This window comes from Pseudomonas sp. FW305-70, from assembly GCF_058783925.1.
In genome coordinates this window covers 92,455-104,112 of the sequence record NZ_JBYSYZ010000015.1, presented here as the reverse complement: position 1 = coordinate 104,112, position 11,658 = coordinate 92,455, and the positions used below count along the sequence as shown (strand labels likewise).

Annotated in this window: 13 protein-coding genes and 2 pseudogenes; 4 read left to right on the top strand and 11 right to left on the bottom strand. The window is 61.9% G+C overall.

The features are described from left to right. Window position 1 precedes the first annotated feature (1 nt). Complete coding sequence (gene aguB, locus AC3WN7_RS14225; RefSeq protein ID WP_007980688.1) at window positions 2-910, bottom strand: N-carbamoylputrescine amidase; 909 nt, start codon at window positions 908-910, stop codon at window positions 2-4. A 4-nt stretch (window positions 911-914) separates the two neighbouring features. Then, window positions 915-1,967 carry an agmatine deiminase family protein gene (locus AC3WN7_RS14220; RefSeq protein WP_102673970.1) on the bottom strand — a complete coding sequence of 351 codons (1,053 nt, stop codon included), beginning with the start codon at window positions 1,965-1,967 and terminating at the stop codon, window positions 915-917. A gap of 134 nt (window positions 1,968-2,101) precedes the next feature. On the opposite strand from AC3WN7_RS14220, the gene AC3WN7_RS14215 reads away from it, so the two are divergent. Next, entirely contained in the window at window positions 2,102-2,959 is an 858-nt protein-coding gene (locus tag AC3WN7_RS14215) for a LysR substrate-binding domain-containing protein (protein ID WP_008002864.1), read from the top strand. Here the strand turns inward: AC3WN7_RS14215 and AC3WN7_RS14210 are convergent, their stop codons facing one another. The 4 genes from AC3WN7_RS14210 to AC3WN7_RS14195 all read right to left on the bottom strand — a co-directional run bounded on the left by AC3WN7_RS14210 (window position 2,960) and on the right by AC3WN7_RS14195 (window position 5,377). Next, a complete protein-coding gene (locus AC3WN7_RS14210; RefSeq protein ID WP_102673971.1) occupies window positions 2,960-3,349 on the bottom strand; it encodes a c-type cytochrome in 390 nt (129 codons plus the stop codon). It abuts the gene before it with no gap. Window positions 3,350-3,536: 187 nt separating this feature from the next. Continuing rightward, complete coding sequence (locus tag AC3WN7_RS14205) at window positions 3,537-3,917, bottom strand: DUF1801 domain-containing protein (RefSeq protein ID WP_102673972.1); 381 nt, start codon at window positions 3,915-3,917, stop codon at window positions 3,537-3,539. Between the two features lie 62 nt (window positions 3,918-3,979). Then, on the bottom strand, window positions 3,980-4,423 hold the full coding sequence (locus AC3WN7_RS14200) for an arsenate reductase ArsC (protein ID WP_102673973.1): 444 nt from the start codon (window positions 4,421-4,423) through the stop codon (window positions 3,980-3,982). Between the two features lie 24 nt (window positions 4,424-4,447). Beyond that, on the bottom strand, window positions 4,448-5,377 hold the full coding sequence (locus tag AC3WN7_RS14195) for a Ppx/GppA family phosphatase (protein WP_102673974.1): 930 nt from the start codon (window positions 5,375-5,377) through the stop codon (window positions 4,448-4,450). A gap of 112 nt (window positions 5,378-5,489) precedes the next feature. Here AC3WN7_RS14195 and AC3WN7_RS14190 point away from each other — a divergent pair. Together AC3WN7_RS14190 and AC3WN7_RS14185 are read left to right on the top strand one after the other, a co-directional pair. Further along, window positions 5,490-5,579 (top strand): annotated as a pseudogene (locus AC3WN7_RS14190) (hypothetical protein); the annotation flags it as partial. Next, window positions 5,579-5,737: pseudogene (locus AC3WN7_RS14185) on the top strand (polyphosphate kinase 2); the annotation flags it as partial. The pseudogenes AC3WN7_RS14190 and AC3WN7_RS14185, both read left to right, overlap by 1 nt. Before the next feature lie 317 nt (window positions 5,738-6,054). Here the strand turns inward: AC3WN7_RS14185 and AC3WN7_RS14180 are convergent. Both AC3WN7_RS14180 and AC3WN7_RS14175 read right to left on the bottom strand, forming a co-directional pair. Then, a complete protein-coding gene (locus AC3WN7_RS14180) occupies window positions 6,055-6,393 on the bottom strand; it encodes a hypothetical protein (RefSeq protein ID WP_095966456.1) in 339 nt (112 codons plus the stop codon). A 40-nt stretch (window positions 6,394-6,433) separates the two neighbouring features. Then, a complete protein-coding gene (locus AC3WN7_RS14175; RefSeq protein WP_102673975.1) occupies window positions 6,434-7,096 on the bottom strand; it encodes an ATPase in 663 nt (220 codons plus the stop codon). Between the two features lie 230 nt (window positions 7,097-7,326). On the opposite strand from AC3WN7_RS14175, the gene AC3WN7_RS14170 reads away from it, so the two are divergent. After that, entirely contained in the window at window positions 7,327-7,632 is a 306-nt protein-coding gene (locus AC3WN7_RS14170; RefSeq protein ID WP_095966458.1) for an NIPSNAP family protein, read from the top strand. 13 nt (window positions 7,633-7,645) lie between these two features. Here the strand turns inward: AC3WN7_RS14170 and AC3WN7_RS14165 are convergent, their stop codons facing one another. The 3 genes from AC3WN7_RS14165 to AC3WN7_RS14155 form a co-directional block, all read right to left on the bottom strand. Beyond that, window positions 7,646-8,104, bottom strand: coding sequence for a GNAT family N-acetyltransferase (locus AC3WN7_RS14165; protein ID WP_007980669.1), 459 nt, complete (start codon window positions 8,102-8,104; stop codon window positions 7,646-7,648). Between the two features lie 209 nt (window positions 8,105-8,313). Then, the gene (gene betA, locus AC3WN7_RS14160) at window positions 8,314-10,002 is read right to left on the bottom strand and encodes a choline dehydrogenase (RefSeq protein WP_102673976.1); all 1,689 of its coding nucleotides are present in this window, start codon (window positions 10,000-10,002) and stop codon (window positions 8,314-8,316) included. A 2-nt stretch (window positions 10,003-10,004) separates the two neighbouring features. Next, complete coding sequence (locus tag AC3WN7_RS14155; RefSeq protein WP_102673977.1) at window positions 10,005-11,579, bottom strand: purine-cytosine permease family protein; 1,575 nt, start codon at window positions 11,577-11,579, stop codon at window positions 10,005-10,007. Between the last annotated feature and the right edge of the window lie 79 nt (window positions 11,580-11,658).

Below are 11,658 nucleotides of genomic sequence, written 5' to 3'. Positions count from 1 at the left end.
GTCACACCCCTTGGGTTGCCCAGCGTGAGTGGATCTGGCGACCGTCCTGGGTCAGCAAGGCGCCGTACATGTCCGGACGGCGGTCGCGGTAGATGCCCCAGGTCAGGCGGTCTTCGCGCATGGCCGCCAGGTCCAGGGTGTGGACCAGCACGCCGGTGCTGTCGCGGTCGGCTTCGGCGAGCAACTTGCCCTTGTGATTGCAGATGAACGACGAACCGTAGAAGCTCATTTGCAGGGTCGGGTCGGTGGTCGCCGCTTCCCGGCCGACACGGTTGGCCGCCACCACCGGCAGCAGGTTGGCGGCGGCGTGGCCGCGCATGGTCATCTGCCAGTGATCGCGGGAATCGAGCGTGGCACAGCCAGGTTCGGAGCCGATGGCGGTCGGGAACAACAGCACTTCGGCGCCCATCAAGGCCAGGCAGCGGGCGGTTTCGGGGAACCACTGGTCCCAGCAGATGCCCAGGCCGATGCGCCCGAACGCGGTGTCCCAGACCCGGAACCCGCTGTCGCCGGGGCTGAAGTATTCCTTCTCCTGATAGCCGATGGCGTTGGGGATGTGGGTCTTTCGATACACGCCCAATAGGCGTCCGTCGGCGTCGGCCACGCTCAACGAATTGAAGTAGGCATTGCCGGCCTTCTCGTACCAGCTCAGCGGCAGCACCACGCCCAACTCTTTGGCCAATGCGGCAAAGCGCTTGAGCACGTGGCTGTCGCGATACTCCTCGGCCAGGGCCAAGTGCTTGTGGTGTTGCTCGATGCAGAAGTACGGCGTGGCGAACAGCTCCTGCAACAGGATGACCTGCGCGCCCTTGGCCGCGGCCTCGCGGACCAATTGCTCGGCCTGGTCGAGGTTGTGTTTCAGGTCCCAGGTGCAGGGCATTTGCGTGGTGGCGATGGTCAACAGTGTCATGGCATCAACCCCGCACCGGCCAGGCCGGCTGTTGCTGGGTGATGCAGTGCACACCGCCGCCGCCATGGGCCAGATGGTTGATCCGCACCGGCACCACTTCGCGACCGGGGAACGCCTGCGCCAGCACTTCGGCAGCGACCTTGTCGGCATCGATGCCGTAGGCCGGCATGATGATCGCGCCGTTGGCGATGTAGAAATTGGTGTAGGAAGCGCAGAACACTTCGGCCTCGGTGTCCACCGCATCGGTGGCTTCATAGAGTTCGATCAGCTCGAATTTGCGGCCCTGGGCGTCGGTGGCCAGTTCAAGGGCGCGACGGTTCTCCCGGGCGACGTCGGCGTACACCGATTGTTGGTCGTGAGTCGCGTCCACCAGCAACACGCCAGGACGGGCAAAGGCGCACACGCCATCGACGTGGCCGTCGGTCATGTCACCGGTCACGTAGTCCGGATCGCCCGGCAGCCAGATGGTTTTCTTCACGCCCAGCAGGCGGGTGAAGATCTCTTCGATCTCGGCCTTGGTCACGCCCGGGTTGCGGTTAGGGTTGAGCAGCACCGACTCGGTGGTGATCAGCGTGCCCTCGCCGTCCACATGAATGGCGCCACCCTCGTTGCTCAGCGCCGTGCCGAAACACTCCAGGCCCAGATGGTTGAGCGCGCGGCGGGCCAGGCTTTCGTCCAGTTCGTGGGCCGACTTGCCGCCCCACGCATTGAAGCGCCAGCTCACACCGGCCAGGCCTTGCTGCGGGTGGCAGACGAAGCTCGGGCCGGAGTCGCGGCACCAGCTGTCGTTGACCGCCAGTTCGATCAACTCGATGTTCGGCCCGCACAAGGCTTTGGCGCTGGCGACCGCTGAAGGATCGACCACCAGTTTCACCGGCTCGAAACGGGCGATGGCGTTGGCCACCCGGGCGAAGTCCTCTTGAACCTGGGGCAGCGTCACCCGCCAGCCCGACTCCCACAGGGTCTTGTTGTGCGGCCAGACCATCCAGGTGGCGGCGTGGGTGACCCATTCGGCCGGCATCGTCCAACCGCTGTTTTGAATACCGTTCTGCTGCATGACAAGTACCTCTGAGTTAAGTCATTGTGTTCAATGAAAACGCCCTTGGCGGTCTTGGCATGCATGCTACGGCTGACAAAACGGGCTAACAAACGATGGATTTTGCAGGCAACTGATTAGAGGAACTTATCGATATGCTCAAACACTGGCCGCCCCTGAGCACCCTGCGCGGCTTCGAAGCCGCCGCCCGGTTGGGCAGCTTTCACAAGGCTGCCGAAGAGTTGCACCTCACCCAGTCGGCGATCAGCCAGCAGATCCGCAGCCTTGAGGCCTACCTGGAACAACCGCTGTTCTATCGCAGTGGGCGCAGCGTCAGCCTGACCGATGCCGGTCACGATCTGCTCAGCACCACCCAGGCGTTGTTGCAGCAACTGGCGGTGGGCATTCGCCGGCTGGGGCAATACCAGAAACCCAATCAACTGGTGCTCAACACCACCCCGGCGTTTGCCCGGCACTGGTTGTTGCCGCGCCTGGGGGATTTCCGTCGCCAGCATCCGCAGGTCGATTTGTGGATCTTCAGCACCGATGAAGTACCGGACATGGCCAGTCAGACCATCGACCTGGCGGTGCGCGACGACATCAGTTCCCAGGCCGAATGCAGTTTCAAGGTGCTGCACGCCGACCGCCTCTACCCGGCGTGCCACCCGAGCCTGTTGGCGGTGCCGGCGGAACAGCGCACCACCCTGCATGGCGAGCGGGAAATGGACTGGAGCCACTGGGCGGTGGAATCGGGCATTGATGTGGGGCAGATGGATCAGGGGCTGAACTTTTCCGATCCGGGGCTGCTGCTGGACGCCGCCTGCACCGGGCTCGGCATTGCGCTGGTGAGCCAGTTGCTGAGTCGGCAGGCGCGGGCCACCGGGCTGTTGCAGCCGATGGTGGAACAAACCATCCGCGGCCCGAACTGGGCGCTGCTGACCCACCGTGACAGCGAGAACACGGCGATGGCGCGCAGCTTCACTCAATGGCTGGTGGAGAACCTGGGCGAGTGATTACTGCGCCGGAAACGTTTGCAGATAGGCCAACAGGTCTTCGATTTTTTCCGGGTCACTGAGGCCCCAGAAAATCATCCGCGTGCCGGGCACCACTTTCTTCGGCGCCTCGAGGTAGGCGATCAGGGTTTCGCGATCCCAGACCAGGTTGGCGGATTTCATCGCGTCGGAATACACGTAGTCCGTGGTGACGGCGGAGTGGCGGCCGATCACGCCATTGAGCTGCGGGCCGAAGAAGGCGCGAGCCGATTCGCCGATCTGATGGCAGCCGCTGCAGAGGCGCTTGTACACTTTCTCCCCGGCCTGGACATCGCCCGCAGCCAGGGTGGGTGTGCCGAACAGGCCAGCGCTGAGCGCCAGGGCGAGGGTCAGGGCGGCGATTTTCTTCATGTTGCGTTTCCAGTCTGCGATGGCTCGCTATTGGAACATGCAGGCCGGGGATACCCCAAGTGGTCAAATGGACGCAATCCCTGTGGGAGCGGGCTTGCTCGCGAAGAGGCCTTCACATTCAACATCGTAGGTGACTGGACTATCGCTTTCGCGAGCAAGCCCGCTCCCACAGGGACTTGTGCATGGCTTACTTTTTGTTGAGCTCAATGGCCGCCTGAACCAACGCCGTCAGCGCCTTTTCATCGATCTGCTCACCCTCGCGGATATCAATCGCACGTCGGGTATTGCCTTCAAGGCTTGCATTGAACAGCTTCGACGGATCGTCCAGCGACGCGCCCTTGGCGAAGGTCAGCTTCACCACTTGCTTGTAGGTCTCGCCGGTGCAGAGGATGCCGGCACGGGACCACACCGGCACGCGCCACTTCCACTCTTCGATCACTTCGGGGTCGGCCTGCCGGATGATCTTGCGCAGGCGGGCCAGGGTCTCGCCGCGCCAGTCGGCCAGTTCGCGGATTCGCTCGTCGATCAGTGCCGAGGCTTCGTTTGATTCAACCTTGTCCGTTTTCATCACTGTCTGCACCCTCATCATGATGGTTGTGACCGATGAGGGTAGACGCTGCTCGCGGCTTTTCAGGAATCGCTGACTGACGGTGCCTGGGGCGCGGGACGGGTTTTCACGGTGATGAACATTTTGATGCGGTCGCCGATTTCCTGGAGGGTATGGCGGAACGGGTCATGTCTTTCGCTGGTGGTCGGGTCTTCGAAGCTCCAGACCATCACTTCACCGGCAAACGGCATGCGCGCGGCCACTTCCCGGGACTTGTCGCACAGGGTGATGACGTAGTCGAATGCCTGCCCTTCGAAATCCTCGAGGGACTTGCTGCGCAAGCCGCTGGCATCGACATTGATGTGTTCGAGGGATTCGAAGGTACGTGGATCGATCTCGGTGGCCTCAAGCCCGGCGCTGAAGGCCAGGAAGTCGGCAGGGTCGGTGTGGCGAAGCAAGGCTTCGGCCATGGGTGAGCGGACATCGTTTCTGGCGCAGACGAACAGCACGCGACGTGGTTCGGTCATGGGTTTACCTCGGCTGGCAGGTTGTCAGTGTTTGTTCATCAATCCATGCAATACGCCGAGCCGCAATCCCGGTTCAGACGCAATCATATGTGTGATCCCGAACACCTTGAACGCCGCCAGCATCACCACCAGGCCGCCGGGCAGAATGCTCAGGCGGTGGGTGGGCAGACCGGCCAGCTTGAGGTGTTTCACATGTTTGACTTCCAGCAGGCGCAACGACAGGCGCAACAGGCCGCCGTAGGTGATGCCGCTTAGCCCCTCATCGTTCAGGCCATTGGCCTTGAGCACCTTGGCCAGCATCCGCGCCGTCCCTGAAGAGCCGATCGCCTGCTGCCAGCCCATGGCGCGGTAGCGGCGGGCAATGCGTTCGAATTGCACCGTGGCCGCGCGTTCGGCCTCCAGCAGCGCTTCGGCCAGGATCCGCCCGCCGTGGAAGTAATGCGCACCAAAGGTGCCGCTGCCGATGGCAATGCTTTCGGTAACCAGAAGTTGGTCGCCACGGCCGATGATCATTTCCGTGGAGCCACCGCCGATATCCACCACCAGCCGCGTGGTTTGCGCCGGCAAGGTGTGGGCGACGCCGGCGTAGACCAGTTGCGCCTCTTCGTGACCGGAAATGACGTCGATGCGAAAGCCCAGGTGACGCTCGGCACTGGCCAGGAACAACGGCGCGTTGTCCGCCTCGCGCACGGCACTGGTGGCCACCGCCCGCACGCGTCCGGCCTCGAAACCGCGCAACTTCTTGCCGAACCGCGCCAGCGCCTGCCAGCCACGGTCCAGCGCCAGCTCATCGAGCGCCCCGCCCTGCAGGCCTTCGGCCAGACGCACCGGTTCGCGCAGGGTCTTCACTTCCTGAATGACCATCTGCTGGTTTCGTCTCACCGACTGACCAATCATCAGGCGAAACGCATTGGAACCCAGGTCGATGGCGGCAAACAGCGGGGCGTCTTTCATACGGGGTTCCTTGCACATTCAACTGCCGGCGGACTGACGGCCGTCGGGCACTCAAGACGGATTGCGAGGATCTTGCCATGGCGTCGATGACACCCATGTGACACCAGCGGGCATCACCCAGCGACTCAACCCCCGGGTCTGCCGGGTGGCCGCCCTGCCCGCCCCCAATGACCGCGAACGCACGCAGTGGTATTTCCAGCGAAGAAGAAGGCCCGGCTCAATTGCATCCATCACCTGCTCAGCCAGATGCCTTATGAAGAGGTCGAGTTGCCGGTGATCGAATTGCCGCAGCGCGAGCGCCAGAAAGACTATTCGCGGGGGCCTGTGCCGCAGGAAATCATCGTGCCCGAGGTTTACTGACCCAACACAGGACCTGTGGCGAGGGGGCTTGTCGGATCGCCGCACCGCCCCGTTGGGTTGCGCAGCGACCCCAAAATCATCCATCGCGGTTTTTCAGGCATACCGCGCTGTAGGGATTTACGACTGCTGCGCAGCCGAACGGGGGCAAGCCCCCTCGCCACAGTTAATCACTCGCAGCGGGATTACTGGCATCCTGATGAATGTCCATCAAGCTGTCATCGAATTGTCATGCACCGAACGCCATACTCCAGTCATCCAATGCGTGCTTTAACTTTCTGCTGCCTCTCCCGGCGGCTTTTTTTTGCCTGAAATGGCGCTTACAGGCATTCCTGCGCCGCACGCTCGAAACTGGACGGTACGAAGGTCGACGCCAGCAGCTTGCGCTCGTACAGGAACACCTTGCCGCCGTTCGAGGCCTTGTAGGTTTCAAGCACGTTGTCCGCCGCCACTTTGCTCGACACGACGATCCGGTAGCTGCGCTGGGTCTGCGACACCGTGGGCGCCAGTGCATCGTGCTGCAACTTCGGCACCACGCAATGGGTGTACGCCTCGGGCGACTTGCTGGTCTGCAAGGTCAGCGTCGGATTGTTCGGTGTGGCACAACCGGCCAGCAACAGCGAGGCGAAGGCCAGGGTCGGGGCAAAAAAAGTGCGCATGAATCAGGTCCTGAAAAGCAATCTATGGTGAATTGGCTGGTTAATGGGTTGCTGCGGTTAATCCGGCGGATACCAGCGCCTTCAACGACGCATCGAATTGCTTCAATGCAGTCAGTTGCAGGTCGCGTTGCTGTTCGATTTGCGCGGCAATCTCGGGCGCGGCCTTGTCATGCACCCACACCGACGGCAGTTGTTTTTCCACCGCGCCTTCGGCCTTGCCGATGTATTGCAGGCTGGCGTCGTAGAACCGTGCGGCGAAACGCGCCTCGACCCGGTCGTTACGCTGGGTCAGCAACTGGTTGTGGGTATCGAGCATCACCACGACATCGGGATGGGCCTGCACCAGGGCATCGAGGTTGTCGTAGACCGTCACCGACAGAAAGCTCTTGTGCAACGAACTCAGCAGCCAGTCGATGGCCAGTTGCGGATCGGAGCTGTCGACGAAAGCCTGGCGAATTCGCGCATCCAGTGCGTTCTTCGCGCCATTGACGGCCACCGAGTGGTATTGCTCAAGGTATTGCAGGTTTTCCACGGTGTGTTCGCTGTAGAGCACCCCGACCGTCTGACCGTATTGCAAGCCGCCCTGGCTTCCGGTGATGGGCGGTAGGTGGCAGGTACGTGCGTCCTCGGCAAAGGCCGATGCGGTAGACGCAACACTGCCCAGCAACAGGGCAAACACAGCCAGTCGGGTCAAGATTTTCATCGCGCAGGTTCCTTGAGCAGCGTGTTCAATGCCGGCAATTTTCCGCCTTTGCGCAAAAAACAGAACTTGCGATGCTTGATGGTGACTATTGACTGAACCAATAGTGCGACGGCGCCAGTACAGGTCTCTGGCGCAAACCTACCGGTCAATGTCGAACAAGCGGCTGTGCCGGGCGCCCACTGTTGATTACAGTGGCGACTGCCCTCAAAACCTGATCAAGGAGTGAAACAATGGTGACCTGCTACCTGAAATACGTGCTCGACCCCTACCAGCTCGACGCCTTCGAGCACTACGGCAAGTTGTGGATCCCCCTGGTGGAGAAGTTCGGCGGCCAGCACCACGGCTACTTTTTGCCTTCGGAGGGCGCCAACAATATCGCCCTGGCGCTGTTCACCTTTCCCAGCCTGGCGGCCTACGAACATTACCGGCAGCAATCGATGAACGATCCGGCGTGCATCGCGGCGTTCAAATACGCCGAAGAGAGGAAATTCATCCTCAGCTACGAGCGCTCATTCATGCGGCCGGTGTTTGCCTGAAAGGCTGGCTGACTCAGTCTTTTTTCAGATCCAGGCAGTAGGTGTAGTAACCGGGGTCGCGCACCCAGCCCAGGGATTCATACAGGCGCTGGGCGGTGACATTGTCGGTGGCGGTTTCCAGGGTCATGCCTTTGCCACCGGCCAGCCTTGCAAAATCCCGGGCGGTGTTCATCAGCAAGGTGCCGACGCCTTTGCCCCGTGCAGCGGGCGTGGTGAACAGATCACCGAGCAGCCAGGTGCGATGGGCGTCGATCGAGGAAAAAGTGGGGAACAGCTGGACGAAGCCGAGGTTTTCACCGTCGGTGTCCCGGGCCAGAAAAATCACCGATTCATCCCGGGCGATGCGCTCGGCGATGAAGGCGCGCGACTGCGCCAGGTTCGACGGCTGCTCGTAGAACATCCGGTAGGCGTCAAACAGAGGGGCGATCTGGTCGATATGCGATGCATCGGCGCGCAGGGCCTGAATAGCCATGAGGGTGCTCCATTGCGGTCTCAAGGATTTACAGACTAGCAATGGCCAGGAAACAACGACGCACTTTTTTCCTGAAAGCACCATTACCCCTGTGGGAGCGGGCTTGCTCGCGAAGGCGGCAGCACATTAAACATGGATGTGACTGATCCACCGCTTTCGCGAGCAAGCCCGCTCCCACATTAGGTTTGCACATTGATTGCGGGTTGCCGTCAGACCCGCACATTACGCCCCGGCAACGAAGTACGCTGGCTGCTTTCCCAACCCTCCACCAGCCCCACCGGCACATCCGACGCCGGCAGCATCTGCGCGCCACGCACCAGGTCGGACGCCCGCTCAGCCAGCATGATGGTTGGCGCATTGAGGTTGCCGTTCGGCTCGGTCGGGAACACCGACGAATCGATCACCCGCAGACCGGCGATGCCACGCACGCGCAATTCGGAGTCGACCACCGCCATGTCGTCCTCGCCCATGCGGCATGAACCGCAAGGATGGTAGGTGCTTTCCAGGTTGTCGCGCACAAAGGCGTCGAGGTCTTCGTCGCTGGTCACCTGCGCGCCCGGGGCGATTTCGCCGTCGCGGAAGCGGTCCATGGCTTTCTGGCCGATGATCTCGCGGGTCAGGCGGATGCAGCGACGGAAACCTTCGCGGTCCTCTTCCCGCTCCAGATAGTTGAAGCGAATCTCCGGATGCTCGTACGGGTCGGCCGAGCGCACCCGCACGTAACCACGGCTTTTCGGTTTGTTCGGCCCGGTCAGCACCATGAAGCCATGGCCCTTGATCGGCTTGTTGCCGTCGTAGCGCATCGCTGCCGGCAGAAAGTGGAACTGGATGTCCGGCCAGCGCAGGCCTTTCTCGGAGCGGATGAAGCCACCGGCCTCGAAGTGGTTGGTGGCGCCCAGGCCGTCCTTGAACAGCAGCCAGCGCAGACCGATCATCAGCTTGCTCAGCGGGTCCATCTTGCTGTTGAGGGTCACCGGTTCCTTACAGCCGAACTGGATGTACACCTCGGCGTGATCCTGCAGGTTCTCCCCTACCCCCGGCAGGTCATGGCGCACGCCGATCCCGGCTTTGCGCAGGACGTCCGCCGGGCCGATGCCGGAGCGTTGCAGCAGGTGCGGCGAGCCGATCGGCCCGGACGAGATCAGCACTTCGCGGTTGCAAAGCACCTGGTGGGTCTGGCCGCCGTGGTCATACATGACCCCCACCGCACGCTTGCCTTCGAGGATGACCTGGCGGGTCATCGCGTGAGTGATCACCGTCAGGTTCGGACGGCCCATGGCCGGACGCAGGTAGGCATTGGCCGTGGAGCAGCGCACGCCGTTTTTCACGGTCATGTGCATGGCGCCGAAACCCTCTTGCATGTAGCCGTTGCAGTCTTCGGTCTTGATGTAGCCCGCCTCCGCGCCGGCTTCGACCCAGGCGCCGTACAGCGGGTTTTTCATGTGGTTGCCGTTGGTGGTGTGCAGCGGTCCGGTCTGCCCGCGATAGCTGTCGCCGCCCGACTCGTAGCTCTCGGCACGCTTGAAGTACGGCAGGCAGTTGCGATAGCCCCAGCCTTCGGCACCCAGGGATTCCCACTCGTCGAAATCCAGCGCATGGCCGCGGATATACACCAGGCCGTTGATCGAAGACGAACCGCCCAACACCTTGCCCCGTGGGCAGTGAATGCGCCGACCGTTGAGGAAAGTCTCCGGCTCGGTCTCGTAGCGCCAGTTGTACTTCTTGGTGTTCATCGGGATCGAGAAGGCACTGGGCATCTGGATCACTACGCTCTTGTCGCTGCCGCCGAACTCCAGAACCAGCACCGAGGTGGCCGGGTCTTCGCTCAGGCGGTTGGCCAACACACAACCTGCCGAGCCTGCGCCAATGATGATGTAGTCGTATTTTTGCGTAGCCATGGTCATCTCCCGACCGTCGATTCAGTGAATACCGGCAGTGGCTGCTGTTTGTGGATCAGCGTGTCGCCGGTGGTGTATTGCGGGGAGGTTTTTTCGATCTGCTGGATCACCGCTTCTTCGCGCTTGAGGTCGATCGAGCGGCTCAGCCAGTAGTAGGCCAGGCCCGAGACGATCAATCCGACCAGCCAGGCGATGTCGATGCTGCCCAGTGCCTTGGCGAGCGGGCCGACATACACCTCGCGCTGTTCAACGCCGTCGAAGATGTAGAAGAACGGAATCATCGAGATAAAACCGATGGCATAAGCGGCGATCCCACGCAGTCCCCAGCTGCCATAAATGTTGCCGTGGGGCATGAAGAAATGCGGGATGGCGTAGCGGCCCTTACGCACGAAGAAGTAATCGGTGAGGTTGACCGAGGTCCAGGGCACCAGGAAGTACAGCATCACCACCAGGTAAATCCCCAGCACCGACAGGCCTTTGCCCGAGCTCTGGATGCTCAGGGCCACGCCCAGTTGCAGCAGGATCACGAAGCCGATGGCCAGGATGCGTGCCTTGCGGGTGGGTTCGATGTGCTTGATCGAGTCGACGCAGGTCAGCGTGGTCAGCTTGGCGCTGTAGATGTTCATCGCGATCACCGGCAGGAACGCCAGGATGGTGACCACCACCACCGCCGTGCCCATCAGTGGCGACACGGTGTTGCCGACTTGCCCCAGGGCCACCAGCACGTCAGTGGTATGCAGGTGATCGGCCAGCCAGCCACCCACGGAAATCATCCAAGCACCGGACAGCGAAGCCCCGAGGAACACCACCGCAATCAGCTTGCCGCTGGACGTGTTCTTCGGCAGGTAGCGCGAGTAGTCCGACACATAAGGCGCATAGGCGATGTTGTAGCTGGCGGCCGCCGCAAACTGCGCGATGAAACCGGTCCAGTTAAAACCCAGTGGCTCCCGGGCCACTTCGCCTTCCGCGAGTGCCGGCAGCACCGCATCCGGCACCCACCCCATCAGCACCGCCATGGTCACCAGGCCATACAGCGGCAACGACAGGAACAGTGCCCATTTGAAGCTGCGGTGCATCCAGTCATGGCCGAGAATCGCCAGCACCGCCGCCGGGATGGTCACTGCCACCGCGATCACCGCAGGGCTGAAACCGAACAGCGTGTGCAACCCCTGCATCATCAGCACCAGGTTGACGATGTTGAAACCGGCGAACACGAACAGCGTCGCCAGCAGCACCAGGATCACCCCGCGATAACCGAACTGCGCACGGGACTGGATCATCTGCGGCAGGCCCAGGTGCGGGCCTTGCGAACCGTGAAACGCCATGAACAGCGTGCCGAACATGATGCCCAGCGTGCCGGCCAGGGTGGTCCAGAGCGCGGTCAGGCCGACGCTCGGGCCGACGAAGCCGATGGTCATGGTGAAGAAGGTGAAGTTGCCGAGGAACCAGAACGGGCCTTGGCTCGACAGTTTGTCGGTGCGCTCGTTCTCGGGGATGAAGTCGATCGAATGCCCCTCGACGACGGATTTTTCGTCGAGGCTGGACACGCTCGGGGCGGACTTGGCGTTAGTGTTCATGATGGACTCTTATTGTTGGAAGATCATGACGAGATAACCGCGTTCTTTCGGGGGAACGACTCCCGAATGCCTCCTTGCC

Coding starts and splice junctions, on each gene's coding strand:
- AC3WN7_RS14210 (WP_102673971.1), bottom strand. CDS start 3,349: ATGAAGAAAATCGCCGCCCTGACCCTCGCCCTGGCGCTCAGCGCTGGC.
- AC3WN7_RS14170 (WP_095966458.1), top strand. CDS start 7,327: ATGGTGACCTGCTACCTGAAATACGTGCTCGACCCCTACCAGCTCGAC.
- AC3WN7_RS14205 (WP_102673972.1), bottom strand. CDS start 3,917: ATGAAAACGGACAAGGTTGAATCAAACGAAGCCTCGGCACTGATCGAC.
- AC3WN7_RS14200 (WP_102673973.1), bottom strand. CDS start 4,423: ATGACCGAACCACGTCGCGTGCTGTTCGTCTGCGCCAGAAACGATGTC.
- aguB (WP_007980688.1), bottom strand. CDS start 910: ATGACACTGTTGACCATCGCCACCACGCAAATGCCCTGCACCTGGGAC.
- AC3WN7_RS14220 (WP_102673970.1), bottom strand. CDS start 1,967: ATGCAGCAGAACGGTATTCAAAACAGCGGTTGGACGATGCCGGCCGAA.
- betA (WP_102673976.1), bottom strand. CDS start 10,002: ATGGCTACGCAAAAATACGACTACATCATCATTGGCGCAGGCTCGGCA.
- AC3WN7_RS14155 (WP_102673977.1), bottom strand. CDS start 11,579: ATGAACACTAACGCCAAGTCCGCCCCGAGCGTGTCCAGCCTCGACGAA.
- AC3WN7_RS14165 (WP_007980669.1), bottom strand. CDS start 8,104: ATGGCTATTCAGGCCCTGCGCGCCGATGCATCGCATATCGACCAGATC.
- AC3WN7_RS14180 (WP_095966456.1), bottom strand. CDS start 6,393: ATGCGCACTTTTTTTGCCCCGACCCTGGCCTTCGCCTCGCTGTTGCTG.
- AC3WN7_RS14175 (WP_102673975.1), bottom strand. CDS start 7,096: ATGAAAATCTTGACCCGACTGGCTGTGTTTGCCCTGTTGCTGGGCAGT.
- AC3WN7_RS14195 (WP_102673974.1), bottom strand. CDS start 5,377: ATGAAAGACGCCCCGCTGTTTGCCGCCATCGACCTGGGTTCCAATGCG.
- AC3WN7_RS14215 (WP_008002864.1), top strand. CDS start 2,102: ATGCTCAAACACTGGCCGCCCCTGAGCACCCTGCGCGGCTTCGAAGCC.